This is a genomic window from Arthrobacter sp. C9C5 (assembly GCF_013359735.1).
GTDB lineage: Bacteria > Actinomycetota > Actinomycetes > Actinomycetales > Micrococcaceae > Arthrobacter.
The window spans coordinates 51,559-76,703 of the sequence record NZ_JABFMX010000020.1 but is presented as its reverse complement, the minus strand read 5'-3'; the positions used below and the strand labels follow the sequence as shown (position 1 = coordinate 76,703).

Genomic DNA, 25,145 nt, shown 5'->3' with positions numbered 1-25,145 from the left:
CCGGCGGGCAGTCCATCCTGACTGGGCCCGCGGGGCGGTCGGCTAGTTCAGTCATGTCGATTCCTTCGTTGGCACTGACATTGCGGTTCTGGCAATTGATGGTTTGGCGATTAGTGGTTTAGCTGTTGGGGGGTGTGGGACGTGGTGTCCGGCTACGGGGCCGGCGGATCCTGGAGTTCGTGTGCGATGCCGAAACAGAGCCAGTCGGTGATCTGGCGGGCCATGGCTTCCTGGCCGGGTTTGGCGGGGGAGTCCGGGCTGGCCAGCCACTGTTCCCCGGCGTTCCGGACCAGTCCGATCGCGGCGTTCGGCCAGTAGCCGATCACGGCTTCCTTGCCTGCGACGGCGCGCAGCTGGTTCCGCATGGGCAGCGCGATCATCTCGCTGATCGCCGCGAAGAAATGACCCAGCGCGCCGGCCGCTGCGATCGCGCCGTTCTGGCTCTCGGCCTCGCCCGGCGCGTAGCGGGTGACGAAGGTGTAGACGTTCGGGCTGGTCTCGGCCATCTGCAGGTAGGCGGACACCATGGCGTAGAGCCCTTCGCGCGGGGTCTGAGCGCCCTGCGCGGCCTCCTGGATCCGCCGCTGCATCTGACTCAGGACCACTTCGCCCACGGCCTGCTGGAGGCCGGCCTTGTCGCCGAAGTAGCGGTAGAAGACGGATTTAGACGTCCCGGCCGCTGCAGCGATGTCCTCCATCGAGGCTTCGCTGCCCAGGGCATGGACTGCCCTTCGCGCGGACTTGATCAGCTCCCGGCGCCGTTCCTCGCGGTGGGATTGCCAGCGGGAGGCCCGGCCGTCGACGGGGGTCGCCGAAGCGTTGCCGGGGTTGCCGCGCGCAGCACTGATGCCGGCACTGACCGGTCCGGGGGGTTCCGCCTGCAGGATGTTCACGATACCCAGCGTATCAGGTACGCTGGGTATCAGTAATCCGCTTTGATCAAAGGAGAGAGCACATGCCTGAAAACGGAACATCCGCGACCGGACCGAAGGACACCACCGCGCGGGCCGCAGGATCAGCCGCAGCGCCGCAACTCCGCAAAGCCGTAGTGGTCGGCGGCAACCGCATCCCGTTCGCCCGCACCGGCGGCGCCTACACCAAGTCCTCCAACCAGGACATGCTGACCGCCGCGCTCGACGGACTGATTGCACGTTTCGGCCTGCAGGACGAGCGGATCGGCGAGGTTGCCGCCGGCGCCGTGCTCAAGCACTCCCGCGACTTCAACCTCACCCGCGAAGCGGTGCTCGGATCCGCGCTCTCCGCCGAAACCCCCGCGTACGACCTGCAGCAGGCCTGCGCCACCGGCCTCGAAACCGTCCTGGGGCTTGCCAACAAGATCAAGCTGGGCCAGATCGACTCCGCCATCGCCGGAGGCGTCGACTCCGCCTCCGACGCCCCCATCGCCGTGAGCGAGGGCCTGCGCGAAATCCTGCTCGACCTGAACCGCGCCAAGACCCTGCCGCAGCGGCTGCAGGTGCTGAGCCGGCTCCGGCCGAAGGACCTCGCCCCGGATGCCCCGAACACCGGGGAGCCCCGGACCGGCCTGTCCATGGGCGAGCACCAGGCGCTCACCACGGCGCAGTGGAAGATCACCCGCGAAGCCCAGGACGAGCTGGCCTACAACAGCCACCGAAACCTGGCCGCCGCCTACGACGCCGGCTTCTTCGACGAACTCCTGACCCCGTACCGCGGGCTCAGCAAGGACTCCAACCTGCGGCCCGACACCACGCTTGAAAAGCTCGCGGGCCTCAAGCCGGTCTTCGGCAAGAACCTGGGAGCAGAAGCGACCATGACGGCGGGCAACTCCACTCCGCTCACCGACGGCGCCTCCACCGTGCTGCTCGCCTCCGAGGATTGGGCCGACGCGCACGACCTGCCCAAGCTGGCCACCGTGCTCGACGGCGAGGCGGCCGCCGTCGACTTCGTCCACGGCAAGGATGGCCTGCTGATGGCTCCCGCGTTCGCCGTGCCGCGGCTGCTGGCCCGCCACGGCCTGGGCTTCGAGGACATTGACTTCTTCGAAATCCACGAGGCTTTCGCCGGCACCGTGCTGAGCACCCTCGCCGCGTGGGAGGACGAGGAGTTCTGCCGCACCCGGCTCGGCCTCGACGGCGCCCTCGGCAGCGTCGACCGCGCCAAGCTCAACGTCAACGGGTCCTCGCTCGCCGCCGGGCACCCGTTCGCCGCGACCGGCGGACGCATCGTCGCCTCGCTGGCGAAGATGCTGCATGCCAAGGGACAGGTCGACGGCCGCCCGGCACGCGGGCTCATCTCCATCTGCGCCGCCGGCGGCCAGGGCGTCGTCGCTATTCTCGAAGCACACTAGGGGGACCGGATGACTGACAAATACACCCAATTCGTGAACCGGGGACTGGGCAAGGACATCGCCAAGAAGCTCGGGCTGTCGCAGCCCGTGGTGCTCCGCCGCCACCGGCCGGGCCAGCCGCTGGTGCAGGGACCCGTCCTGGTCCAGGGAGCCGGCAGCGGGGCCGACGAACTCGCCGCCACGCTGTTGTCCTGGAATCTGGACGTCCGCCGCCACGCCGTGCCGCGCGAAAAACTCGGCGCGATCATCCTGGTGCTGGACGAGGCTGCGCGGCCCGAGGACCTTGAAAAGCCCGTGCTCAGCGCCGCGGCCTCACTCCGGGACCTCGCCGCGAACGCCCGCGTGGTGACCGTCTCCCGCGCCGCCGCCGGGACCACCGACCCGGCCACGGCGGCGGCCCGGCAGGGCGTCGATGGCCTGCTCCGCTCGCTCGCGAAGGAACTGCGCGCCGGCGCCACCGGCAACGGCATCCTGCTCGCCGACGGTGCACGGACCACGAGCCCCAGCGCCCTCGGGGCCCTCCGGTTCTTCCTCTCCGGCCGCTCCGCCTTCGTGGACGGCCAGTTCCTCACCGTCTCCTCCGAGGCCGGCCATCTGCCGGCCGACGCCGAGAAGCCGCTGGCGGGGAAGGTCGCGGTCGTGACCGGAGCCGCCCGCGGGATCGGCGCGGCCATCGCCCGCACGCTTTACCGCGACGGCGCCACGGTCGTCGTCGTCGACATCCCGGCCGCCGGGGACCACCTGGCGAAGGTCGCCAACGAGGTGCACGGGACCGCCCTGCAGCTGGACATCAGCCGGGAAGACGCGGGGCAGCGCATCATCGACCACGCCGTGGAGCGCCACGGCGGGCTGGACATCCTGATCCACAACGCCGGCATCACCCGGGACAAGCTGCTCGCCAACATGGACCAGGGCCGCTGGAGCTCGGTGATTGCCGTGAACATCGCCGCGCAGCTGAGGATCAACGAGGCGCTGCTGGCCTCCGAGCACTTCCGGAACTCGCCGCGGATCGTCTCCGTCGCCTCCACCAGCGGCATCGCCGGAAACCGCGGGCAGACCAACTACGCAGCGTCCAAGGGCGGCGTGATGGGCATGGTCCGTGCCACGGCGCCGCTGCTCGCGGCGCACGGCGGCTCCATCAACGCCGTCGCTCCCGGTTTCATCGAAACCGAGATGACGGACCGGATCCCGTTCGCCACCCGCGAGGTGGCCCGCCGGCTCAATTCGCTGCAGCAGGGCGGCCAGCCCGGGGACGTGGCGGAGGCGATCGCCTTCCTCGCCAGCGACGCCGCGGGCGGCATCTCCGGCGAAGTGCTGCGCGTCTGCGGGCAGAACCTGGTGGGCGCATGAGCGGTGCTCAGCCCGTCATCCTGGGCGAGATGCCGTCACTCTCCAAGCTGTACGTCAACGCTGCCGCCACCGCGGCGCGCCGGCGGGTGCTGGGAACGCACGCGGGCACGCAGCTGCCCGGCTGCAGCCATGAGGTGCGCGGCGTGACGGCCGGGGTCGCCAACCTGACGGCCTACCAGCACCTGATCGGGGAGACGGCCAGCGATGTGTTGCCGGCCGGATTCCTCCACGCCCTGGCGTTCCCGCTGTCCATGTCCGTGATGAACCGGGACGACTTTCCGTTGCCGTTGCTGGGGATGATCCACCTCACCAACAAGGTGGTCCAGAGCGCTCCGGTGCTTTTCTCCGAAGCCTTGGACATCCGGGCCTGGGCGGAAAACCTGCGCGGCCACCGGGCCGGCACCCAGCTGGATCTCGTGGCCGAGGTGCGCGGGGCCGGGGAGGACTTCGTCCGCTGGCGCGGCGTGTCCACCTACCTCGCGAAGGGCGTGTTCCTCCCGGGCATCGACAAGCCGTCCGCGGCCGCCGCGTCCGATGGCTTCCGGGCTCCGAATCCGACGGCGCTCTGGCAGCTCGGGGTGGACACCGGGCGGGCGTACGCCTCCGTTTCCGGTGACTTCAACCCGATCCACCTCAGCGTGCTCAGCGCCAAAGCCCTCGGCATGCGGCGCTCCATCGCCCACGGCATGTACCTCGCTTCCAGGGCGCTGGCCGACGTCGGCGCGGCCAAGGGCGACGCCTTCAGCTGGGACGTGGCGTTCGAGGCGCCGGTGTTCCTGCCGGCCCGGGTCGCGCTGGACATCAGCACGGTGCAGGGCGACGACGGCGCGTGGCTGCGCTCCGATTACGTGGCCTGGAGCCCGCATTCGGGGCGCAAGCACTTCAGCGGGTCGGTGGCGTCGCTGAAATAGCGTGCCACCGGACAACGACGGCGGCCGTCTCCGACTATTGCGGGGGCGGCCGCCGTCGTCGTGCAGGCGGGGACCGCGGCTGTGCCGTTCGGCTAGCTGGTGCCGGCGGAGGAGGCGTCCGGTTCCCGGTGTCCGTCGCCGGACTTCGCGTCGCTGGACTTGGGGGCGCCCGATTCAACGTTGCCCGATTTCGCTACTCGCAGCATCCGGTGCAGGCTCAGCAGGATCGACTCGACGGCGCTCGGGGCGCCGGCGGACTGGTCGTCGGCGGCGACTCGCGCGGTGAAGGCCTTGACCGCCGCGTCAGCCTCCTCGACGAGTTCGGCCTGACGCTGCGGTTCCTCCTCCTCCGCGGCGCGGAGCACGTCGCCCACCATGGTCATGGCTTCGGCGAGCGGCTCGGCATACCCGTCCGGGATCACGAACGGGGTGTCCTTGGCCCAGATGACGTCCGAGAGCACCTGGGTCACGTCCTGGATATGGAAGGTCAGTCGCTCCAGGTCACGCAGGTTGCGGTAGTCCTCCTCGACGTCCCGCGGGTGCAGCCGGCGCCGGGGATTGGCTTGGCGGCTCGCGTCCGCTTTCTGCACGGCGGCGCGCACGGAGCGGGCGCGCCCCGCGAGCGCCTCGGAGCGGCGGGACCAGTCCTCGTGTTCCGGCGGCCAGTTCTCACGGAGCGCCTTGCCCATATCCCAGAGCTGTTGGGCCAGGGCCAGCCGCAGCTCGGCCAGGCTGAGGGCTGCCGCCTTGAAGTGCAGCGGCGGGAAGACGAGCAGGTTCACCACGATGCCGACGCTGACGCCCACGCCCATCTGGAAGAGATAGCCGAACGAGAACTTGTCCGGGTTGTGGCCGCCGACCAGCAGCACCAGGAGGGCCGCCGTCGGGATCCAGTCGCTGCCCGAGCCGATCCGCGGCAGGCCGGCGAGGATGACGCCGAGTCCCATCACGATCGCCACCGTCAGCGGCGACGGGTTCCCGAGGCTGAAGAGCATGAAGGCGAGCCCGATTCCGATGGCCAGCCCCGCGAGGGTCTGGAAGCCCTGGCGCATGGAGCCCGAGACGTTCTCGTACATGGCAACGAGGGCGCCCAGCGGGGCGTAGTAGGGGTAGTCCGCCGCGGAGCCGGGCATGAACGGGGCGATGAAGAACGCGACGCCCGCCGCGATGGCCGCCTTGGTGGCCAGTTGCAGCCGGGGCCACAGCAGGGCGGCAGAGACGCTCCCGGCCACGGTGCGCGCCAGCCTCCGGGCCCAGGAGGGATGTGTGCCGCCGTCGTCGTGTTCTTTTTCATTTGCCATCCCGGCTCACCCTAGGGCCGCGGCGTTGGTGCTACAACTGGACGAACCCTTACGGGGACGTCAGTGGGTCGACGCGCAGGCCTTCCGCACCGCGGCCGAGAGCCGTTGGGCCCTTCCGTTGGTGCGTCCTTCCTCGCTGCGCCTGGGCACGTAGCCGAAACCGATTCCGTAGCCGGGATCGGCGAATCCCAGGGCCGCGTTGGCGCCCTCGTGGCCGAAAGCGAGGTGGCTGCCGAAGTCCCGGCCCGGGTGCGGCTTCATGAAGACCACACCGAAGGCGTTGTCCAGTCCGGATGAACGGTCAAGGCCCCACACCTGCTCCTTGGCCATCAGTCCGATGGTCCGGGGCGCCAGGAAACCCGGACCGCCGTCGACTCCGGTGATGGCCGCGGCATAGAGCCGGGCGAGTCCCTCCGCTGAGCCGATCCCTCCGGCGCTGCTCATGCCGCCCGCGCGGATGACGCGGTGGTTGGGCAGCTCCATGATGCTGCTCACCGGCGCGTTGCTGTTCAGTCCGGCCAGGCTGAGCGGGTCCAGCCAGGCGTCCGGGTCTTCGGTGTACAACACCTCGCGGAAGCGCTGTTCCTCCTCGGCGGGCAGGCCCAGGAAGAAATCGATGCCGAAGGGACGTCGGAGTCGCTCGTCAAAGAGTTCCTGCAACGGGGCTCCGGCGACCCTCCTGCACAGTTCCTCCATCAGGATGCCGATGGTCAGCGCGTGGTAGCCGAAGGTGCGTCCCGGGCGCCACAGCGGGGCGGCGGCGGCCAGACGGCGGGCGGCTTCCGGCGTCGGGAACTCCTCGAGCGCGAAGCCGCCGGCGATGCCCGGCAGGCCTGCCTGGTGCGAGAGTGCCTGGCGGACGGTGAGCAGGTCCTTGCCGTGCGCGGCGAACTCTGGCCAGTAGGACGCCACGGCGGCGTCCAGGTCCAGCAGCCCGTCCTGTACCAGCAGGGCGATGACGAAGGCTGCCGCTCCCTTGGAACACGAGTAGGTTCCTGTGATGTCGCCCGGGCCCAGCCCGGGGCCGCCGCTGATCTCCAGTACCTTGGCGCCGCCGCGGTACACCGCCAACTGCGCACTGTACCCAGGGTCCTGTGCCAGGAACGTGTCGAAGAGTTCACGGACGGCCGCAAACGCCGGGTCGGCGGTTCCGACGGAAAGCTGCGGGCCGGCCGCCGGTTCTGAGGGTAGCGGGGTGGAAAGTTCCATTGCCCCACCCTAGCGCCGCCGTCTGCGCCGCCCGCCGCGGCCAGTGCTTAGCCGGCGCCGTGTCCGGCGGCAACCTCTTCGCCGGCCCGGACGGGACCGGGCGGCGTGCCGTTGCCGAAGGGGCGGCCGCCGAGGGCCTCCCGGCCGTGCGCCGAGAGCCAGTTGCCCAGCTCCGGCCCCTTCGGGACGATCCCGGTGGGATTGATGTCCTCGTGGACGATGTAATAGTGCTGCTTGATCTGCACGAAGTCCGTCGTGTCACCGAAGCCGGGGGTCTGGAACAGGTCCCGGGCATAGGCCCACAGCGCCGGCATTTCGCTGAGCTTCTGGCGGTTGCACTTGAAGTGCCCGTGGTAGACGGCGTCGAAGCGTGCCAGCGTGGTGAACAGCCGGACGTCCGCCTCGGTGATCGTGTCGCCCACCAGGTAGCGCTGCCCGGTGAGCCGTTCCTCCAGCCAGTCCAGCGCCGTCCAAAGCCGGTCGTAGGCCGCATCGTACGCGTCCTGGGAGCCGGCAAAGCCGCAGCGGTAGACGCCGTTGTTGACCTCCGTGAAGACACGCTTGTTGACGGCGTCGATCTCCTCCCGGAGGGCTTCGGGGTAAAGATCCGGGGCGCCGTCGCGGTGGAACTCGGTCCACTCGGTGGAGAAGTCCAGGGTGATCTGCGGGAAGTTGTTGGTGACCACTGCGCCGCTGGGCACATCGACGATCGCCGGCACCGTGATGCCGCGGGGATAATCCGGGAAACGGCGGAAGTAGGCCTCCTGGATCCGCTCAATTCCCAGGACGGGATCCTTGCCACCGGGATCCAGATCGAAGGTCCAGGAGCGGGCGTCATGGGTGGGGCCGGGCTGGCCGAGTGAGATCACGTCTTCCAGGCCCAGGAGCCGCCGCACGATCACGGTACGGTTCGCCCAGGGGCAGGCGCGGGCCGCGACCAGCCGGTAACGGCCGGGTTCGACAGGCCAGCCGGGCTCCCCGTTGGACCCGGGCGCGCCGTCGCGGGTGATCCGGTCCTCGATGTAGTTGGTGTCCCGGTTGAACTCCGCACCGCCGGTGACATAGGCGCCCCGCGTGCTGAAGGCCTGGTCCATGTTCGTGGTTGTCTCACTCATGCTCCCAGCCTATGCGCAGCACGCCAGCCAGACGCACCAGCCCGACGCAACAGACAAGTCAGCCCAGCCGGGCAGCCTGGGCGGCGAGGCCGAACAGACCGGCGACGACCGGCGCCATCGGTTGCCACGCCACCCACCAGGCCGCCGCCACCACCACGGCGAACAGCCCGATCCAGACAAACGCCGGCAAGGGCGTGGAGCGGGCCAGCAGGTACGCGTCCGACGTCGAGATCCGGTTCCGGTGCCGCGAATGCACCGCCACCAGCTTGCCCAGGTCCCGGACGGCAGCCACCAGCAGTGCCAGGCCCAGACCGATCATCACGTGGCCAATAAACACCGCCGGGACAAAGAGGACCAGCAGCACGGCGGCGAGCACCGCCGCGGCCGTGATCAGTACACCGACGCCGTTGCGCAGGAAGAGGAAGGAAAGCAGCAACACCAGGGTGCCGACCGACATCGCCGCCGGCCCCCAGCCGTTGAAACCGGACCAGACCATCGCTGCGCCGACGACGGCGGGGACCGGGTAGCCCCAGAACGTCGACCAGGCGGCGGCCAAGGGCCTGCGGCTGTAGCTCGTGGTCGTGCCGGAATGGTCCAGGCTCAGCCGGATGCCGCCAAGCCGCTGGCCGGTCATGATGGCGGCGAAGGCATGGCCCAGCTCATGCGTCACGGTGGCGAGCAGGCCAAAGTACCGCCAGCTGGCGCGCGGCAGGGACAGCGCAACGGCGACGGCGACCACCAGCAGGAGCTCGGTTCCGGTCACTACCGGTGCGGGCGCGTGGCTGAACCCGCCCACAATGCGTTGCCACCACGTGCCGGCCAGGTCATCGGTGGCGAGGGCAGCTGACTCAATGCTCATAGGGGACTGATCGCCTTCGCTGTTATGCGTTCGCTGTTATGCCTTCGCTGTCATGCCGTACCGGCGGAGTGCCGGATGCAGTAGGGCGTCCACGGCCTGGCCTCCAGCCGGCCCTCGGCAATCGGGCCGCCGCAGACTTCGCAGATGCCGTAACTTCCGGCGTCGATCCGGGCCAGGGCAGCTTCGATCTGCGCGAGCCCGGCCCTGCTTTGTTCCAGCAGCGCGGATGCCTGGGAAAGTTCGAAGGCGATCGTCGCCCCCTCCGGATCGTGTTCGTCATCGACGTTGGAATCCTGCCGGGCGGCATTCACCGACGTGATGTCCCTGCGGAGGGCGGGCAGCAGGGCAAGCTTCCGCTCGCGCTCCTGGCTGAGGAGGATCCGGAACCGTTCGACGTCGACCATAGGGTGCAAGGCTAGCGCGGCCGGCTGTGAAGCGTCGAAACCGCCCGAAACGCCTCCCCGGGGGCGACCGGCAGTTGCAGACGGCATGCGGGGCCGAAAGGCCTGTTCGCGGGAACCGGGCCGGCCGTACAGTTGGATCAGATTCAGCGGGACCCGGGTTCCGCCCAGCCAGGGAGATGCCATGGACACGCCGGTTCCCAAGAACGCCGAGGAAGAAGCCGGTGCGCTCGCAGCCGTGGAGACACACCATGCGGGGATGCTCAAACGGCTTGAGGCGCTGATTGCCGCCCTGACCCATGCGGTGAAGGCCCGCGACACTGGAGCGGAGCACGAGGCCCACGAGGTGCTGGTCGAATGGTGCGAGACCGAACTCGTCCCGCACGCGCTCGCCGAGGAGGGCCCTCTGTACGGCGGACCAGGGGCTATGCCGGAGGGCCGGCTGCTCGTGGCCGGGATGCTCGCCGAACACAAGGCGATCGTCGGCCTCGTAGAGCGGCTGCGCGGCTCAGAGGGAGTCGACGCGGCCGTCGCCGCCGGCGCGATCGGACAGGTCTTCGCCCTGCACCTGGAGAAGGAAAACCGGCTGCTTATGCCGTTCATTGTCGAGTCGCCCGGTCTCAGCCTCGCCAACTCCGTCGCCGGCCTGCAGGAGCTGGTGGGAGAAGCCCACATCCACGCGGCCCTCGGCACCGAGCCGCCGGCGCCCCCGGCCAATGGCTGACGCGCCCGTGAGGGACAGCACGGACCCGGCCGACGACCACCCGGCAACGGCAGACGACCCCGACGTGCTGCTGCGCGAACTGGCCGCGGCCCACGGGGTGGGGACCTCCTATTGGGGCTGGGACGGGGTGGAGCGCTCCGTCGCCGCGGACACCCTTCGCCAGGTCCTCACCGCCCTGGGCGTTGCCTCCGCCGGTCCGGGGGAGATCAGACGCTCGTTGGAAGCAGCGGAACTGGCCCCCTGGCGCCGGTTCCTGCCGCCGGTCGTTGTGGCGCGGGAGGGAGCGGCGGCATCCTTTGATGTCCACGTCCCGCACGGCGGCGAGGTCGATGTCCGGATCGTCGCCGAGGACGGCGTCCGGCACGAGGTCCGGCAGCTGGAGAACTGGGAGGAGCCTAAAGAGGTCGACGGCGTCCCGACCGGGCGCGCGAGCTTCGCCATCCCGGAGGGGCTGGCCATCGGCTGGCACACCATCCTGGCGGACACGGCCGGCACCGCGGCGGAGTGCCCGCTCGTGGTGACTCCGGGACGGCTGCGCACCTCCGCAGCCCTGGCGGGACGCCGCAGCTGGGGACTCACGGCCCAGTTCTACTCTGTGCGCTCCGCGCGTTCCTGGGGGATCGGCGACTTCGCGGACCTGGCCGACCTGGCCGCCGTCGCGGGAGCGGAAGGGGCGGGGTTCGTCCTGGTCAACCCCCTGCACGCCGCGGAGCCCCGGCCGCCGGTGGAGGACTCGCCGTACCTGCCGGCCACCCGGCGCTTCTTCAACCCGCTGTACATCCGGGTGGAGGAGATTCCTGAATACGCCTACCTGGAGCCCGGCGCGCTGGCCGAGGCGGACAGCCTCGCGACCCGCTTGCGGGCCGCCAACCGGGAGGCGTCGCTGCTGGACCGCAACTCCAGCTACGAGGCAAAGCTGGCGGTGCTTGAGCGGATCTTCCGCGTCCGCCGGGGTCCGTCCCGTTCACGCCGGTTCAGCGACTTCTGCCGGGACCAGGGCCCGGGGCTCGACGACTTCGCCCTGTGGTGCGCGCTGGCCGAGACCCTCGAGCCCTCGGCCCCCGAGTGGGCCGACGCCGCGGCCTCCCCGGACACCGGGTACTGCGCAGCCCAACGGACGGCGCTCGCGGACCGGATCGAATTCCACCGCTGGCTGCAGTGGATTTGCGACCAGCAACTGGAATCGGCGCAGGACGCCGCGCGGCGGGCTGGCATGGACATCGGCGTCGTGCATGATCTTGCGGTCGGGGTGAAGCTCGGCGGCGCCGACGCCTGGACCCTGTCCGGCGTCCTCGCGCAGGGCGTGACGGTCGGCGCGCCGCCGGACATGTTCAACCAGCAGGGCCAGAACTGGACCCAGCCGCCGTGGCACCCGGGGCGGCTCGCCGAGTCCGGCTACGCCCCCTACCGGGACATGCTGCGGACCGTGCTGCGCCACGCCGGCGGAATCCGGGTTGACCACGTCCTGGGCCTGTTCCGCCTCTGGTGGATCCCAGAAGGCGCCGGGCCGGGCGGGGGCACGTACGTGTATTACGACCACGAAGCGCTGATCGGCATCCTGGCCCTCGAAGCCCAACGCGCGGGGGCAGTCGTGATCGGCGAGGACCTCGGCGTCTTCGAACCCTGGGTCCGGGACTACCTGGGCGAGCGGGGCATCCTCGGCACCTCGATCCTGTGGTTCGAGCACGACGGCGAGGGGCCGCTGGCGCCGGAACGCTACCGGCAGCAGTGCCTCACGAGTGTCAACACGCACGACCTGCCTCCCACCGCAGGCTACCTGGCCGGCGCGCACGTGACGCTCCGCGAGTCGCTCGGGCTGCTGCGGCGCCCGGTCGCGGAAGAACGCGCCGCCGACGCCGCGGAGCAGGAAGCCGTGCTGGCGCTGGTGCGGGAGCGCGGTCTGCTGCCGGCGGCGGGGGAGGCCGGGGAGCAGGCCACGGTGGAGGCGCTGTACGCGTTCACCGCCCTCACGCCGTCGTCGTTGCTCGGTGTGGCGCTCGTCGACGCCGTGGGGGAGACCCGCACGCAGAACCAGCCGGGCACCAGCACGGAGTACCCCAACTGGCGCATACCACTGGCCGGGCCGGACGGCGTCGTCCTGATCGAGGAACTGCCCCAGGACGCACGGTTCCGTTCGCTCCTCGGCACGGTCCAGCAGGCCCTCCACCCCGGCGGACCAGTCGTACCTGGCCGGCGGCCGGCAGCCGGCTAAAACGGCTGCGGACAGGCTGCCGGACAGCCGCTGCCAGCGTGTCCTTGCGGGCTGCGGCATCGGGGTGATAATTTCTCTTGCCGCCGAAAATTTGCGGACAAATACGGCTTCCGCCAACCCACTCCCCGACGCTTCACCGCGCACCAGAAAGGCCGCAATGGCGCTGCTCCTTCCCGACACCCTGCCGACCCTTCAGACGGCCACCGGCAGGTTTGTCCTGGCACCATTCACACCGCTCGACGTCGAGCCACTGGCGCGCCTTCTGGCCCGCGACGAGATCTGGTCCCAAGGCTTTAGTGACAGTGAAGCCCGGCCCGCCGGTGAAGCCGAGTTGTCGGCGTTCGTGGACCGCCGTTTCGCGGGGCTGCAGGTCTTTTCGGTGTACCAGAAACTCCCGCTGGGACAGTCCCGCTTCGTCGGAACCACCGGCATCACCGAACACGACGAGTGGACGGAGCGCGTGAAAATCGGCCGGACCGTGCTGGACCCGGACCTCTGGGGCGCGAAGGTGAACCACGAAGTGAAGATCACCCTGCTCGACTGGTTGTTCTCCTGCGGGGCCGGACGGATCGAATGCGACGTGGACAGCCGCAACCAGCGGTCACTGGCCTCCCTGGCCCGGTTCGGCTTCACAGCCGAGGGCACCCGCCGCCGGTCCTCCCGCAACGTCGACGGCGTCTGGCGCGACTTCGTCATCCTGTCGCTGCTGACCGAGGAGTGGCCGGAACTGCGTCCCCGCGCGCTGGCCTCCCTGTCCGGGCAGACGCCCGCCGGGTTGCTCGCCGTCTAGGGGGCTTCGCGTCCCGTTCCGCGTCACTGAGCGTTAGACCGACTTTCGGTCAGCCAACGACGGACGTGACAGCGGACGAAAGAGGACTTCGGCGGGTGCCTGCCCCGGCCACCGGGGAAGGCATTCTGAGAGACTGACCCTCGTGAACACTCTCGATGCCGATACCTCGACGATGTGGCCGGCCGTTGAAATGGCGTGGCCGGACCTCCCGTGGGAGGAAGCCGCCTTCAGGCACGGAGCCTTCCATCATGTCGCGGTCCTCGGCACTTCTGCCGTGGTGCGTGTAGCAAGCGGCTCCGAACACTCCCGCCGAACGCGGAGCGAGCATCAGAACCTCAAGGTACTGGCGGCCGTGTATCTTCCTTTTCCTATCCCCGTTGCTTTGTCTGAACCGCGCTCCGGGCCAACGTGGTCTGCCCAGCTCACCAGCTACGTCCCGGGGGGCCATCGAACCGGCCTCTCCTGGGCAGAAGCCCGGGGGCCTTTGGACGTGGTCCTCGCCGGCTTCCGGGTAGCGGACCAACCTCCGGGTGCGCTGCGTCCCGTCAGGCAATCGTGCGGAGGCAAGCAATGGCCGGGCGTCGTGGACCGGATAGTCCACCCTCTGGACAGGGCTACAAGGAACGCAGCCGGACAGGTTGTCGCGAACGTGTTGGACGCAGAGTCCGCGGCCGGAACAGCCCTAGTGCACGGAGACTTCGGCCTGCACAACATCATGTGGACAGGCAACCAGCTGTCCGGCGTCGTGGACCTCGACAATGCCTGCATCGGTGACCCGGCAATCGACCTGGCACCCCTCATCGGAGCTTTCGGCTCCAGCAGGGTCGCTGATTTGGCGGACAAGGAGACGATCGCAAGGGCAAGAGCCCACCGGGCATCACTGCCCCTGCAAGTGGCTGCTGCCGCAGAACTGGTGAACGACACCAAGCTTAGAGACTTCGCACTGGAGAATTTCCAGGCACGGCTTCAGGCTGGCACACTCGGGGATCCGAACGAGGGCTGATGACGCAACCGGCCGCCCCGCGAAGTGGTGGCAGGCTGGCCGGAGCCGGTGCGCCCAGGAAAACGAAAATGCCCCGGACTCCATGATGGATTCCAGGGCATTTCCTGTTGTGCGCGGAGGGGGACTTGAACCCCCACCCCCTTTCGAGGACTAGCACCTCAAGCTAGCGCGTCTGCCATTCCGCCACCCGCGCAGGTGGTATTTCCGGGAACAATTTCGCCTTTCAGCGTTTTGCTTTTCTCGGAAGCAGCGAGAAAGACTCTAGCACGAAGATTCCGGAAACAAATAATCGGGGCCAATGGGTAGGCTGAAGCCAGCACTGAACCACTGCCACGAGGAGCGATATGACTGACGTTCGGCCCGAAGATGAGGTTGTCCGGATCTGCCAGGAACTGATCCGGATTGACACGTCCAATTACGGTGATGGTTCCGGACCAGGGGAGCGGGCCGCCGCGGAGTACACCGCCGGTCTCATCACTGAGGTCGGGCTGGACGCCGAGATCTTCGAGTCCGCGCCGGGCCGTGCCAGTGTGGTCACCAGGTTGGCAGGCGAGGATCCGTCGGCCAGCGCGCTGGTGGTGCACGGCCACCTTGACGTCGTTCCCGCGCTGCGCGAGCAGTGGTCCGTGGACCCGTTCGGGGCCGAGCTCAAGGATGGCCTGATCTGGGGCCGCGGCGCCGTGGACATGAAGGACATGGACGCCATGATCCTTTCCGTGCTGCGGGATTTCGCCCGCACCGGCCGTAAACCCAAGCGCGACCTGATCTTCGCGTTCTTTGCCGACGAGGAGGCGGGCGGCAAGTACGGCGCAGGCTACGCCGTCGAACACCGGCCCGAACTGTTCGAGGGCGCCACAGAGGCGATCTCCGAAGTTGGCGGGTTCTCGGCCACCATCGGCGGCCGGCGCACCTACCTGCTGCAGACCGCGGAAAAGGGCCTCTCCTGGCTGCGGCTGGTGGCCCACGGCCGCGCAGGCCACGGCTCCCAGATCAACACCGACAACGCGGTGACCCGGCTCGCCAGCGCCGTTTCGCGGATCGGCGAATACCGGTGGCCGGTGGAGCTGACGCCCACCACCCGGCAGTTCCTCGACGGCGTGACGGAACTCACCGGCGTCGAATTCGACCCCGACGACCCGGACAAGATCCTCAAGGAGCTCGGCACCGTGGCCCGCTTTGTCGGCGCCACCCTGCAGAACACCACCAACCCCACCCTGCTCAAGGGCGGCTACAAGCACAATGTCATCCCGGAATCGGCCGAAGCCCTGGTGGACTGCCGGACGCTGCCCGGCCAGCAGGAACAGGTCCTCGAGATCGTCCGCGAACTGGCGGGCACCGGCGTGGACGTCAGCTACGTCCACCAGGACGTCTCGCTTGAAGTCCCGTTCGCCGGCAACCTGGTGGACTCCATGATCGACGCGCTGCACTCCGAGGATCCCGGCGCGAAGGTCCTCCCGTACACGCTCTCCGGCGGCACTGACAACAAGGCCCTGAGCCGGCTCGGCATCACCGGGTACGGCTTCGCGCCGCTCATGCTCCCGGACGAGCTGGACTTCACCGGCATGTTCCACGGTGTGGACGAGCGGGTTCCGGCAGACTCGCTGAAGTTCGGCTCCCGCGTACTGAACACCCTCCTGAGCAACTACTGAGCGGCACCTACGAGGAATGGCCCCCACAGACATGACGCCCGAAGACATCCTGCCCGACGCAATGCTGGAGCGGATCCGCGCCCGCGCGGCCGGCTACGACCGGGACAATGCGTTCTTCACTGAGGACCTGCGCGACCTCGCCGCAGCGGGTTACCTGAAGATTTTCGTCCCGGTGTCCGACGGCGGTCTGGGCCTGGGGCTCGCCGGGGCAGCGCAGCTGCAGCGGCGGCTGGCCACGGCTGCCCCGGCGACCGCACTGGCGATCAATATGCACCTGGTGTGGACCGGCGTCGCGCACGTCCTGGCCGCACGGGGCGACTCCTCGCTGGACTTCGTCCTGCAGGAGGCGGCGGAGGGCGAGATCTTCGCGTTCGGCAATTCCGAGGCGGGCAACGATTCCGTGCTCTTCGACTCGACGACCGAGGCGACGCCGCTGCCGGACGGAAGCTACGGCTTCACCGGCCGGAAGATCTTCACCAGCCTCTCGCCGGCCTGGACCCGGCTGGGGATCTTCGGCAAGGACGCTTCGGCGCGCGGCGGCGAGGGCGAACTGGTGCACGGCTTCATCGACCGAGAGACCCCCGGCTATGAAATCCTGCCCGACTGGGACACCCTTGGAATGCGGGCCAGCCAGTCCAACACCACGGTGCTGGAGGGCGCCGTGGTGCCGCCGGAGCGGGTCTTCCGCAAGCTCCCCGTCGGCCCGAACGCAGATCCATTGATCTTCGCCATTTTCGCCTGCTTCGAGACACTCCTGGCGGCGGTCTACACGGGGATCGGGGAGCGGGCGCTTCAGCTCGGCGTCGAGGCGGTCAAACGCCGCACCTCGTTCAAGAACGGGGGCCGCAGCTACGCCCAGGATCCCGACATCCGTTGGAAGGTCGCGGACGCGGCGATGGCGATGGACGCGCTCTACCCGCAACTCGCCACCGTGGCGTCCGACGTCGATGCCCTCGCGGACCATGGCAACCAGTGGTTTCCGAAGCTCGTCGGGGTTAAGGTGCGCGCCACCGAAACCGCGCGCACCGTGGTGGATCTGGCGATCAGGGTTTCCGGCGGCTCGAGCTATTTCCGTGGCTCCGAGCTCGAACGGCTCTACCGGGACGTGCTGGCCGGAATGTTCCATCCGTCCGACGACGAATCCGCGCACAATACCGTGGCCAACGCCTGGCTTGGCCCGCTGGAGTCCTAGACGGTCCGCTGGACTTGGATGACCTTCCGACGCAGCCAGAAGCGGCGTCCGCCGCCGACATAAAGGACGCTGCGCTCGAGTTCCCATTTACCGTACTCGGAGTGTGCGGCGAGGATGCGGCGCGCCTCGGGCAGCGAATCCTCAGGGCTGACCGTCAGCACGAGGTACTCGTACTGACGGGCGTAGTCCCGCTCCCGACGGACCGAGCTGCTCAGAAAATGTTCCTTCATTGCTCTCCATTTTCGTCTTTTTCGGGCTAACGTGAAGTCATGAGCATCGATCCGCGTGTCGCGCTTCAGTCCCTAACCGCCGCCCTCGAAGAACACCTGGCCGCCGCCGCAGCGCGGCGGGGAGACGGGGATCCAGCGGTCGAAGCGGCCTTCTTCGCCGTCGCCGATGCTTTTGAAGTCTACGACGACTCCCTCTATGAAGCGTATGGCGAAGTGACGCCGCTTGAGGTCATCGACGAAGAAGATGACGAGGACGAAAGCGAAGACGTCGACGACGAGGAAGATCTCGAACTCCTGCAGGACAACTAGCACTTAAGCCACGGCCAGAGATTTCGTCAAGCTCGTGTGGAAGCTCGGCTTCTTCGCCCGGGCGGGCACACCGGGCATGGTTGGTGGGATTCGACCAAAGGCAAGTCCGGCGTAGGCGGACACATCCGAAAAGCTAGCGCGGATCAGGCCGGGTTGGAGACATCCTCAAGCGCCGCGGCAATCTCCGGCGGCAACGGCGTCAGCACCGCATCCATGATTTCCTTCAACTGGACCAACGTCCGGGCACCTACCAGCGCGGTGGCCACGCCGTGCTGGGAGAGCACCCAGCTCAGGGACACGTCCAGCGCGGTCCGGCCCAGACCCCTGGCCGCCATCGCCACCGCCTCCACGACGCTGGAGGCGGTCCCTTCAAGATAGGGCGCCACGTAGCCGGCCAGCTTTTGGTGCGCGGCCCGCGAATCGGAGGGAATATGACCGCGGTACTTGCCGGTCAGCACCCCGCGTCCCAGCGGGCCCCACGCCATCAGGCCGAGCCCGGCGTCTTCGATGGCCGGGATCAGCTCGTCTTCGGGCTTGCGCTGCAGCAGGGAGTATTCGGCCTGGCAAGCAACCAGCGGGAAGTCAGCCACCGCGGCGGCCTTGGCGGTCTGCCAGCCGTTGAAGTTGGAGACACCGGCGTAGCGTGCCCGGCCGGAGCGGACGGCGAATTCCAAGGCGGAAAGCGTTTCCTCCAACGGAACGTTCGGATCCCAGGCCTGGGCGAACCAGATATCCACATAGTCGGTGCCGAGCCGGGCCAAGCTCGCGTCAAGCCCGGACAGCATGCCGTTACGGGAGGTGTCCACGCTGCGCCGGCCGCCCGACGTCGTCAACCCGGCTTTGGTGGAGATCACCACTTCGGAGCGGGCCACGACGTCGCCCAGCATGCCGCCAAGCAGGACCTCGGCCCCGCCGCCGGCGTAGGACGCGGCCGTGTCGATCAGCGTGCCGCCGCCGTCGACGAAAGCACGAAGCAGTCCGGCGGCATCCTGTTCATCGGTCTCACCGGCCCACGACATGGTGCCAAGAGAAAGGGACGAGACACGCAACCCACTGTTGCCGACATAACGCTGCTGCATGCCTGCAAGCTTACGATGCTTCGGAACCTCCATAACGTAGGGTCTATAAACGTGAACTGGTTAGAAGCGGCCTTTCTGGGCCTTGTGCAGGGACTGACAGAATTCCTCCCGATTTCCTCGAGCGCCCATCTGCGGATCGTGGGGGCGTTCCTGCCCAACGCCGCGGACCCCGGCGCCGCTTTCACCGCCATCACCCAGCTGGGTACCGAGACGGCGGTGATCGTCTACTTCTGGCGGGACATTGTGCGGATCGTCAAGGCCTGGTTCGGCTCGCTGACCGGCAAGGTGTCACGGCAGGATCCGGACGCGCGGATGGGCTGGCTTGTGATTCTGGGCAGCCTGCCGATCATCGTCCTGGGCCTGCTCTTCCAGGACCAGATCGAATCGGTGCTCCGTAGCCTGTGGATCGTCGCCACCACCCTGATCGTCTTCGGCATGATCCTCGCCGTGGCGGACGCCGTTGGCCGCCAGGAACGTGACCTCACCAAACTCAGCTACAAGCACGGCATCTTCTACGGCCTCGCCCAGGCGATGGCGCTGATCCCCGGGGTGTCACGCTCCGGCGGCACGATCACGGCCGGCCTGCTCATGGGGTACACCCGTGAGGCCGCCGCCCGCTACTCCTTCCTGCTCGCAATCCCCGCCGTCTTCGGCAGCGGCCTCTACCAGCTGTACAAGGTGGTCTCGAAGGACGGCATCACCGGCCCCTACGGCCTGCCCGAGACCGCCCTCGCCACCGCGATCGCCTTCGTGGTGGGCTACGTCATCATCGGCTGGTTCCTCAGGTACGTCTCCACCCGCAGCTACCGGCTCTTCGTCTGGTACCGCATCTTCCTGGGCCTCGCGCTGTATCTGTTGCTCGGTTTCAATGTCATCAGCGCCTAGCACTAGGCTTGGGGTGTGAAATCCTGGATCTCCCGCCCTGTTCCCCAGCTGCCGGGCAGCATGCCCGCGCTGCGTCTTTTCGATACCGCCAAGGGCGGCCTCGTCACCCTTGAAGCGACGGGGGAGCAGTCCATGTACGTCTGCGGGATCACCCCCTATGACGCCACCCACATGGGCCACGCGGCGAGCTATGTCGCCTTTGACCTGCTCAACCGGGCGTGGCGCGACGGCCGTCAGCAGGTCGCGTACGTCCAGAACGTGACCGACGTCGACGACCCCCTGCTGGAGCGCGCGACGGCCACCGGGGTGGACTGGCGGGAACTCGCCGCCAGCCAAATCGAGCTGTTCCAGACCGACATGGAAGCCCTGAACGTGCTGGCGCCGGACAACTACGTGGGCGCCGTCGAAGCCATCCCGCTGATCGTCCCGGCAATCGAGTCGCTCGTGCAGCGCGGACTGGCCTACCGGGTGTCCGGCACCGCCGGCGAGCCCGACGGCGACGTCTACTACGACGTCGAGGCGGCCGGAAAGCACTCGGCCGAGGCGCACGACGCGTGGACGCTGGGATCCATCTCCGGCCTGTCCGACGCCGAGATGCTGGAACTCTTCGCCGAGCGCGGCGGCGACCCCGGCCGCGCCGGGAAACGCCAGGCGCTGGATCCGCTGCTCTGGCGCGTGGCCCGCGACGGCGAACCCAGCTGGCCCGGCGGCGAGCTGGGGGAGGGGCGTCCCGGCTGGCACATCGAATGTACTGTCATCGCGCAGCGATACCTGCCCGCTCCGTTCACCGTCCAGGGCGGCGGGTCCGACCTGGTCTTCCCGCACCACGAAATGGGAGCCGGCCACGCCTACTCCCTGACCGGGGTGCCGCTGGCCAAGCACTTCGCCCACGCCGGCATGGTGGGGCTCGACGGCGAGAAGATGAGCAAGTCCAAGGGCAACCTCGTGCTCGTCTCCAAGCTGCGCGCCGCCGGCGAAGACCCTGCCGCGATCCGGCTGGCGATCCTCGCCCACCACTACCGCAGCGACTGGTCCTGGACCGATGAGGGCTTCGCCGAGGCCAAGGACCGGCTCCGGACCTGGCGTGCCGCCGTCGAACTCGCACCGGCGGGTTCTGCCGGTCCTGTCCTCGCAGAGATGCGGGCCGCGCTCTCGGACGACCTCAACGCCCCGCGTGCCCTCTCGACCATGGACGCGTGGGCCGCTGCGGCGCTGGCGGCCGGAGCTGGTACCGGTTCCGCCGCTGACGCGGCACTGGTGGGCGACGCCGTCGACGCGCTGCTCGGCGTCGAACTCTAAAGCGCCGGCCCTAGGGCCTCAGGCTCTAGGGCTTGTCCTTGCCGCGGCGCTTGAGGTATCGCTCGAATTCCCGCGCGATCGATTCGCCGCTGGCCTCGGGCAAGTCTGCGGTGTCTTTCGCTTCCTCCAACTGGCGGACGTAGGCGGCGATCTCCGGGTCCTCAGTTGCGAGCTCGTCCACGCCGCGTTCCCACGCGTCCGAGTCCTCCACCAGCTCCTGCGTGTCCAGCGGGACCTGCAGCAGTTCCTCGATCCGGTGCAGCAGGGCCAGCTGGGCCTTCGGCGAGGGCGCCTGCGCCACATAGTGCGGCACGGCCGCCCAGAGCGAGACGGTGGGAAGCCCGGCCAGCAGGGCCACCTCGGCGAGCACCCCGACGATCCCTACCGGACCTTCGTACTGGGATGCCTCAAGGTCCATCCGCTCCCGCAGTGCCGCATCGTCGGTTGAGGCGCTGACCGGGATGGGGCGGCTGTGCGGCACGTCCGCGAGCAGGGCCCCGACCAGGATCACGTAGTCCACCTTCAGCGCCTCGGCGTGCACCAACAGCTCAGCCGTGTAAGCGCGCCATTTGTAGGACGGCTCGGTGCCCTGGACAAAGATGACGTCCACGTTGGAGTCCGGGACGCTGGCTTTAAAGATCCGGGTGGCAGGCCACTTGATCTTCCGTTCGCCGGACGCCGTGCGCCGGATGGTGGGGCGGGTGAACTGAAAGTCGTAATACTCGTCGGCATCGATCGAGCCCACCTTTTTGCCGCCCCAGAGTTTGTTGAGGTAGCGCAGCGCATCGCTCGCCGCTTCACCGGCATCATTCCAGCCTTCGAAGGCTGCAAGCATCACGGTGACACGCTGGCCCTCGGGCACGGGCTGCAGCAGCCGCTCCGGCTCGGGCGTGACGCCAGTTTCCGTGGTGTCTGGCTCGAAGCTATTCATGTGTTCACCCTACGTCCAAGTCGCGGGCGCGCGCATGAAGGAAAACGCCCCGGGTGCCCTGAAATTCGCCATCGGCGTAGCCGTGGGCACCCCGCAGGGCCCGCACCGTAGACTGGAGGGCATGCGATCCCCAGCCTCCCAGCCCCTGCTCAAAGCCGCTTTATGGGACATGGACGGCACGATCGTGGACACCGAACGGTACTGGATTGAAGCCGAACACGCCCTGGTGGCCGCCCACGGCGGACAGTGGTCGCACGAGAAGGCCATGCAGCTCGTAGGCCAGTCGCTGGTCTACTCGGCCGGCATCCTGCAGGAAGCCGGCGTGGCGCTGGAAGTGCGCGAAATCATCGACACCCTCACCGGGCATGTCGTCAGCCTGGTCCGGGAGTCCGTGCCGTGGCGCCCCGGCGCACGCGAACTGCTGGACGAACTGCACACGGCGGGCGTCCGCTGCGCCCTCGTCACCATGTCCGAGGCGCCCCTTGCCCGCGAAATCGTGGCCAGCCTGCCCAAACCCTATTTCGAGTTCCTGGTCACCGGGGACACCGTCACGCAGGGCAAGCCGCATCCCGAGGCGTACCTGACAGCCGTGGAACTCCTGCAGCAGCACGACCCCGAGCTGGACCACCGGCACTGCGTGGCCCTCGAAGACTCGGCGCCGGGGGTTGCGGCGGCCGTGGCTTCCGGCGTCGTCACGGTGGCGATTCCGCACATCGTCCCGCTCCCGCACGATCCGCGGCGCGCGACCTGGGACACCCTCGCCGGACGCACGGTCGCCGACCTGGAGGAGTTGCTCGGCCTCCGGCACGAATTTACCGGGGCGGGTCTGCGGCTGTCCGCCGGCGAACTGGAGAACGCCGGGCTGGAAAACGCGGCAAGCGGAGGCCGTCGCCTTGACTGAGCCGTTGCCGCAGAAGCCACCGGAGACCGAGGACCGCCCCTTTTCGCTCCGCGGCGGAATCCCGCTTGGCCGGATCGCCGGCATTCCCTTGGTGCTGGCCTACTCGTGGTTCGCCATCGCCGCATTCACCGTCATCGCCTACGGACCCGTGCTCGAGCACAACGACCCCCGCCTGGGCGTTACCGCCTACCTGGTGGCGTTCGCCTACTCGGTGCTGCTGCTGATCTCGGTGCTCGTCCACGAACTGGCCCACGCGCTCACCGCCAGGCTCTACCACTGGCCCACCCGCAAAATCGTCCTCAACCTCTGGGGCGGCCACACCCAGTTCGAAGAGTTCACCGCCTCGCCGGGCAGATCCGTGCTGGTTGCCTTGGCCGGACCAGCCGCGAACCTGGTCCTCGCCGCCGGCGGCTGGCTGGTGCTCTCCGGCGGGCAATTGGACGGTGTCGCGGACACCCTGGCGAACATCTTCGTCTGGGCCAACCTGCTGATCGGCATCTTCAATGTGCTGCCCGGGCTGCCGCTGGACGGCGGCCGGCTGGTGGAATCCGCGGTCTGGAAGGTCACCGGCAGCCACGAGAAGGGCACCATTGCAGCCGGCTGGGCCGGCCGCATCATCGTGATCGCGCTGGCCGTGTGGTTTGTTGCACTTCCGCTACTGAGCGGCAACCGTCCGGACACCTCCCTCATGCTCATTACCCTGCTGGTGGGCAGCTTCCTCTGGATGGGTGCCACCGCCTCAATCCAGCAGGCCCGCTACCGGAGCCGGCTGCACCTGGTGGACGCCGCAGCCCTCGCCGAGCCGGCGCTCGGGCTGCCGGACACCGCCACCGTCCTGGACGTGCTGCGGCACTCGCCGCTGGGCGTCCCCGCCGTCGTGCTCTTCGGTCAGGACGCGCGGCCCTCAGCCGTCGTCGACGAAACCGCCGCCGCGGCCGTTCCGCCCGCGCTGGCCGCCGCCACCCCGGCAACCGCCGTCGCCTATCCGCTCGCGGCGGGTGCCTACGTCAAGGAAACCGACCGGGGCGCCGAACTGCTGGCGTACCTTGCCCAGATCGAAGGCTCGGACTATGCCGTGGTCGACGACGCCGGCGCCGTCACCGGACTGTTGCGCCAGCTCACCGTGCTCAACGCCCTGACCGGGAAGCAGCCGAGCGGCACCGCCGGCTCACAGACCGGGCGCGAAGGCCGTAATCAGGACCAGACCCGGTAGAGTTACCTGCCGGTCGTGAATTCTCCGGCCCACGAACACGGGCCGGTGCCCGCCGCCCCATCCGCGGCCACCGCAGCTTTACAGGAGCGAGGAACATCTCATGAGCAGCGACACTGCCGCCAACGCCACCCCCAGCGGGGACAGCACGGCCGCCGACAGCACTTCGGCGCCAGCCGCCGAAACTGCCAATGTAACAGCCACCGAAACAGCAACAGGCACCGCACCCGCCACTGCGCCGGTCGGCGCCAACCGGCGCCGCGGTCCGTTCCGCGAGGGCGAGCGGGTGCAGCTCACGGACGAGCGCGGCCGGATGAACACCATCAGCCTCGAGGCCGGCGGGGCGTTCCACACGCACCGCGGCTTCCTCAACCACGACGAGATCATCGGCAAGCCGGACGGCTCGGTCGTGGTGAACAACGTCGGCCAGCAGTACCAGACCCTGCGCCCGCTGCTCTCGGACTTCGTGCTCTCGATGCCGCGCGGCGCGGCCGTGGTGTATCCCAAGGACGCCGGCCAGATCGTCACCATGGCCGACATTTTCCCGGGCGCCCGCGTGGTCGAGGCCGGCGTCGGCTCCGGCGCGCTGTCCATCTCGCTGCTGCGCGCGGTGGGAGACAACGGCTACCTGCACTCCTTCGAGCGGCGTGAGGAATTCGCCGACATCGCCCGCGGCAACGTCGAAACGATCTTCGGCGGCCCGCACCCGGCGTGGCAGATCAGCCTGGGCGACTTCCAGGAGGAAGTTGTGCGGACCGAGGCGCCGGGATCCGTGGACCGGGTGGTCCTGGACATGCTGGCGCCGTGGGAATGCCTCGACGCCGTGGCCACCGTGCTGGCCCCCGGCGGCGTGTGGATCAACTATGTCGCGACTGTGACGCAGCTGTCACGGACCGCCGAGGCCATCCGCGCCGACGGCCGCTTCACCGAACCGGATGCCTGGGAATCCATGGTTCGCGGCTGGCACCTCGAGGGCCTCGCCGTGCGCCCGGACCACCGGATGGTGGCCCACACCGGCTTCCTGCTGGTTACCCGCCGGCTGGCCGACGGCGTCACCGGGATCTCCGTGAAGCGCCGGCCGTCCAAGACCGAGTTCGACGCCGAGGACGTCAACGCCTGGACCCCCGGGGCCGTCGGCGAACGCGCGGTCTCGGACAAGAAGCTGCGCCGGGCCGCCCGCGACGCGATCGCCGGCACCAATGTCAAGGACACCCCCGAGGTTACGAACTAGTCCGTATTTCGGAAGTCTTCAGCAGCAC

The 25,145-nt window shown here is 68.7% G+C and carries 24 protein-coding genes and 1 tRNA gene; 15 read left to right on the top strand and 10 right to left on the bottom strand.

Annotated features, from left to right (window positions below):
- Nucleotides 1-152 precede the first annotated feature (152 nt).
- Nucleotides 153-848 carry a TetR/AcrR family transcriptional regulator gene (locus tag HNO80_RS15165; protein ID WP_502707867.1) on the bottom strand — a complete coding sequence of 232 codons (696 nt, stop codon included), beginning with the start codon at nucleotides 846-848 and terminating at the stop codon, nucleotides 153-155.
- 107 nt (nucleotides 849-955) lie between these two features.
- Between HNO80_RS15165 and HNO80_RS15160 the strand changes: the two genes are divergently transcribed.
- The 3 genes from HNO80_RS15160 to HNO80_RS15150 are packed head-to-tail and all read left to right on the top strand — an operon-like array spanning nucleotide 956 to nucleotide 4,587.
- On the top strand, nucleotides 956-2,326 hold the full coding sequence (locus HNO80_RS15160) for an acetyl-CoA C-acetyltransferase (RefSeq protein WP_175323677.1): 1,371 nt from the start codon (nucleotides 956-958) through the stop codon (nucleotides 2,324-2,326).
- A gap of 9 nt (nucleotides 2,327-2,335) precedes the next feature.
- Nucleotides 2,336-3,676: a 3-oxoacyl-ACP reductase gene (locus tag HNO80_RS15155; RefSeq protein ID WP_175323676.1), complete on the top strand. Its 1,341-nt coding sequence runs from the start codon at nucleotides 2,336-2,338 to the stop codon at nucleotides 3,674-3,676.
- A complete protein-coding gene (locus HNO80_RS15150; RefSeq protein WP_175323675.1) occupies nucleotides 3,673-4,587 on the top strand; it encodes a MaoC family dehydratase in 915 nt (304 codons plus the stop codon). The genes HNO80_RS15155 and HNO80_RS15150 overlap by 4 nt, the downstream gene beginning before the upstream one ends.
- 92 nt (nucleotides 4,588-4,679) lie before the next feature.
- On the opposite strand, the gene HNO80_RS15145 is transcribed toward HNO80_RS15150, so the two are convergent.
- Genes HNO80_RS15145 through HNO80_RS15125 form a run of 5 tightly spaced genes read right to left on the bottom strand, consistent with a single transcriptional unit; the run spans nucleotide 4,680 to nucleotide 9,475 of the window.
- Nucleotides 4,680-5,888, bottom strand: coding sequence for an FUSC family protein (locus HNO80_RS15145; protein ID WP_175323674.1), 1,209 nt, complete (start codon nucleotides 5,886-5,888; stop codon nucleotides 4,680-4,682).
- A 60-nt stretch (nucleotides 5,889-5,948) separates the two neighbouring features.
- A complete protein-coding gene (locus HNO80_RS15140) occupies nucleotides 5,949-7,097 on the bottom strand; it encodes a serine hydrolase domain-containing protein (protein WP_175323673.1) in 1,149 nt (382 codons plus the stop codon).
- A 47-nt stretch (nucleotides 7,098-7,144) separates the two neighbouring features.
- Nucleotides 7,145-8,212, bottom strand: a complete 1,068-nt coding sequence (locus HNO80_RS15135; RefSeq protein ID WP_175323672.1) for a glutathione S-transferase family protein — start codon at nucleotides 8,210-8,212, stop codon at nucleotides 7,145-7,147.
- Nucleotides 8,213-8,270: 58 nt separating this feature from the next.
- A complete protein-coding gene (locus HNO80_RS15130; RefSeq protein WP_175323671.1) occupies nucleotides 8,271-9,071 on the bottom strand; it encodes a M50 family metallopeptidase in 801 nt (266 codons plus the stop codon).
- A 50-nt stretch (nucleotides 9,072-9,121) separates the two neighbouring features.
- Complete coding sequence (locus HNO80_RS15125) at nucleotides 9,122-9,475, bottom strand: TraR/DksA family transcriptional regulator (protein WP_175323670.1); 354 nt, start codon at nucleotides 9,473-9,475, stop codon at nucleotides 9,122-9,124.
- A gap of 181 nt (nucleotides 9,476-9,656) precedes the next feature.
- Between HNO80_RS15125 and HNO80_RS15120 the strand changes: the two genes are divergently transcribed.
- The 4 genes from HNO80_RS15120 (at nucleotide 9,657) to HNO80_RS15105 (ending at nucleotide 14,201) form a co-directional block, all read left to right on the top strand.
- Nucleotides 9,657-10,196 (top strand): hemerythrin domain-containing protein, encoded by a 540-nt coding sequence (locus HNO80_RS15120; RefSeq protein WP_175323669.1) that lies wholly within the window; start codon nucleotides 9,657-9,659, stop codon nucleotides 10,194-10,196.
- On the top strand, nucleotides 10,189-12,408 hold the full coding sequence (gene malQ, locus HNO80_RS15115) for a 4-alpha-glucanotransferase (RefSeq protein ID WP_175323668.1): 2,220 nt from the start codon (nucleotides 10,189-10,191) through the stop codon (nucleotides 12,406-12,408). Before HNO80_RS15120 ends, malQ begins: the two co-directional genes overlap by 8 nt.
- 157 nt (nucleotides 12,409-12,565) lie before the next feature.
- The gene (locus tag HNO80_RS15110) at nucleotides 12,566-13,198 is read left to right on the top strand and encodes a GNAT family N-acetyltransferase (RefSeq protein ID WP_175323667.1); all 633 of its coding nucleotides are present in this window, start codon (nucleotides 12,566-12,568) and stop codon (nucleotides 13,196-13,198) included.
- 172 nt (nucleotides 13,199-13,370) lie between these two features.
- Nucleotides 13,371-14,201, top strand: coding sequence for an aminoglycoside phosphotransferase family protein (locus tag HNO80_RS15105; protein ID WP_349627368.1), 831 nt, complete (start codon nucleotides 13,371-13,373; stop codon nucleotides 14,199-14,201).
- A 110-nt stretch (nucleotides 14,202-14,311) separates the two neighbouring features.
- Here the strand turns inward: HNO80_RS15105 and HNO80_RS15100 are convergent.
- A tRNA-Leu gene (locus HNO80_RS15100) sits at nucleotides 14,312-14,394 on the bottom strand.
- 151 nt (nucleotides 14,395-14,545) lie between these two features.
- Here HNO80_RS15100 and HNO80_RS15095 point away from each other — a divergent pair.
- On the top strand, nucleotides 14,546-15,850 hold the full coding sequence (locus tag HNO80_RS15095; RefSeq protein ID WP_175323665.1) for a M20/M25/M40 family metallo-hydrolase: 1,305 nt from the start codon (nucleotides 14,546-14,548) through the stop codon (nucleotides 15,848-15,850).
- Nucleotides 15,851-15,881: 31 nt separating this feature from the next.
- Entirely contained in the window at nucleotides 15,882-17,042 is a 1,161-nt protein-coding gene (locus HNO80_RS15090) for an acyl-CoA dehydrogenase family protein (RefSeq protein WP_175323687.1), read from the top strand.
- Here HNO80_RS15090 and HNO80_RS15085 read toward each other — a convergent pair.
- Entirely contained in the window at nucleotides 17,039-17,272 is a 234-nt protein-coding gene (locus HNO80_RS15085; protein WP_175323664.1) for a DUF5703 family protein, read from the bottom strand. The two genes, HNO80_RS15090 and HNO80_RS15085, sit on opposite strands and share 4 nt — an antisense overlap.
- 39 nt (nucleotides 17,273-17,311) lie before the next feature.
- Here HNO80_RS15085 and HNO80_RS15080 point away from each other — a divergent pair, with 39 nt between their 5' ends.
- Complete coding sequence (locus HNO80_RS15080; RefSeq protein WP_175323663.1) at nucleotides 17,312-17,581, top strand: hypothetical protein; 270 nt, start codon at nucleotides 17,312-17,314, stop codon at nucleotides 17,579-17,581.
- Nucleotides 17,582-17,724: 143 nt separating this feature from the next.
- Here the strand turns inward: HNO80_RS15080 and HNO80_RS15075 are convergent, their stop codons facing one another.
- Entirely contained in the window at nucleotides 17,725-18,660 is a 936-nt protein-coding gene (locus HNO80_RS15075; protein WP_175323662.1) for an aldo/keto reductase, read from the bottom strand.
- Nucleotides 18,661-18,711: 51 nt separating this feature from the next.
- Between HNO80_RS15075 and HNO80_RS15070 the strand changes: the two genes are divergently transcribed.
- On the top strand, nucleotides 18,712-19,545 hold the full coding sequence (locus HNO80_RS15070) for an undecaprenyl-diphosphate phosphatase (RefSeq protein ID WP_175323661.1): 834 nt from the start codon (nucleotides 18,712-18,714) through the stop codon (nucleotides 19,543-19,545).
- Between the two features lie 15 nt (nucleotides 19,546-19,560).
- The gene (mshC, locus tag HNO80_RS15065) at nucleotides 19,561-20,844 is read left to right on the top strand and encodes a cysteine--1-D-myo-inosityl 2-amino-2-deoxy-alpha-D-glucopyranoside ligase (protein ID WP_175323660.1); all 1,284 of its coding nucleotides are present in this window, start codon (nucleotides 19,561-19,563) and stop codon (nucleotides 20,842-20,844) included.
- A gap of 25 nt (nucleotides 20,845-20,869) precedes the next feature.
- Here the strand turns inward: mshC and HNO80_RS15060 are convergent, their stop codons facing one another.
- Nucleotides 20,870-21,775: a PAC2 family protein gene (locus HNO80_RS15060; RefSeq protein ID WP_175323659.1), complete on the bottom strand. Its 906-nt coding sequence runs from the start codon at nucleotides 21,773-21,775 to the stop codon at nucleotides 20,870-20,872.
- Nucleotides 21,776-21,896: 121 nt separating this feature from the next.
- Here HNO80_RS15060 and HNO80_RS15055 point away from each other — a divergent pair, with 121 nt between their 5' ends.
- From HNO80_RS15055 to HNO80_RS15045, 3 genes are all read left to right on the top strand, one after another.
- Entirely contained in the window at nucleotides 21,897-22,676 is a 780-nt protein-coding gene (locus tag HNO80_RS15055; protein ID WP_175323658.1) for an HAD family hydrolase, read from the top strand.
- A complete protein-coding gene (locus tag HNO80_RS15050) occupies nucleotides 22,669-23,889 on the top strand; it encodes a site-2 protease family protein (protein WP_249777381.1) in 1,221 nt (406 codons plus the stop codon). Before HNO80_RS15055 ends, HNO80_RS15050 begins: the two co-directional genes overlap by 8 nt.
- Nucleotides 23,890-23,989: 100 nt before the next feature.
- A complete protein-coding gene (locus HNO80_RS15045; RefSeq protein ID WP_175323657.1) occupies nucleotides 23,990-25,117 on the top strand; it encodes a tRNA (adenine-N1)-methyltransferase in 1,128 nt (375 codons plus the stop codon).
- The last annotated feature ends 28 nt before the right edge of the window (nucleotides 25,118-25,145 follow it).

Bases quoted from the DNA above. Each gene is read 5' to 3' on its own strand.
- malQ (WP_175323668.1), top strand. From the start codon at position 10,189: ATGGCTGACGCGCCCGTGAGGGACAGCACGGACCCGGCCGACGACCAC.
- HNO80_RS15105 (WP_349627368.1), top strand. From the start codon at position 13,371: ATGTGGCCGGCCGTTGAAATGGCGTGGCCGGACCTCCCGTGGGAGGAA.
- HNO80_RS15145 (WP_175323674.1), bottom strand. From the start codon at position 5,888: ATGGCAAATGAAAAAGAACACGACGACGGCGGCACACATCCCTCCTGG.
- HNO80_RS15120 (WP_175323669.1), top strand. From the start codon at position 9,657: ATGGACACGCCGGTTCCCAAGAACGCCGAGGAAGAAGCCGGTGCGCTC.
- HNO80_RS15045 (WP_175323657.1), top strand. From the start codon at position 23,990: ATGAGCAGCGACACTGCCGCCAACGCCACCCCCAGCGGGGACAGCACG.
- HNO80_RS15060 (WP_175323659.1), bottom strand. From the start codon at position 21,775: ATGAATAGCTTCGAGCCAGACACCACGGAAACTGGCGTCACGCCCGAG.
- HNO80_RS15055 (WP_175323658.1), top strand. From the start codon at position 21,897: ATGCGATCCCCAGCCTCCCAGCCCCTGCTCAAAGCCGCTTTATGGGAC.
- HNO80_RS15155 (WP_175323676.1), top strand. From the start codon at position 2,336: ATGACTGACAAATACACCCAATTCGTGAACCGGGGACTGGGCAAGGAC.
- HNO80_RS15135 (WP_175323672.1), bottom strand. From the start codon at position 8,212: ATGAGTGAGACAACCACGAACATGGACCAGGCCTTCAGCACGCGGGGC.
- HNO80_RS15110 (WP_175323667.1), top strand. From the start codon at position 12,566: ATGGCGCTGCTCCTTCCCGACACCCTGCCGACCCTTCAGACGGCCACC.
- HNO80_RS15090 (WP_175323687.1), top strand. From the start codon at position 15,882: ATGACGCCCGAAGACATCCTGCCCGACGCAATGCTGGAGCGGATCCGC.
- HNO80_RS15150 (WP_175323675.1), top strand. From the start codon at position 3,673: ATGAGCGGTGCTCAGCCCGTCATCCTGGGCGAGATGCCGTCACTCTCC.
- HNO80_RS15140 (WP_175323673.1), bottom strand. From the start codon at position 7,097: ATGGAACTTTCCACCCCGCTACCCTCAGAACCGGCGGCCGGCCCGCAG.
- HNO80_RS15095 (WP_175323665.1), top strand. From the start codon at position 14,546: ATGACTGACGTTCGGCCCGAAGATGAGGTTGTCCGGATCTGCCAGGAA.
- HNO80_RS15125 (WP_175323670.1), bottom strand. From the start codon at position 9,475: ATGGTCGACGTCGAACGGTTCCGGATCCTCCTCAGCCAGGAGCGCGAG.
- HNO80_RS15160 (WP_175323677.1), top strand. From the start codon at position 956: ATGCCTGAAAACGGAACATCCGCGACCGGACCGAAGGACACCACCGCG.
- HNO80_RS15080 (WP_175323663.1), top strand. From the start codon at position 17,312: ATGAGCATCGATCCGCGTGTCGCGCTTCAGTCCCTAACCGCCGCCCTC.
- HNO80_RS15075 (WP_175323662.1), bottom strand. From the start codon at position 18,660: ATGCAGCAGCGTTATGTCGGCAACAGTGGGTTGCGTGTCTCGTCCCTT.
- HNO80_RS15085 (WP_175323664.1), bottom strand. From the start codon at position 17,272: ATGAAGGAACATTTTCTGAGCAGCTCGGTCCGTCGGGAGCGGGACTAC.
- HNO80_RS15130 (WP_175323671.1), bottom strand. From the start codon at position 9,071: ATGAGCATTGAGTCAGCTGCCCTCGCCACCGATGACCTGGCCGGCACG.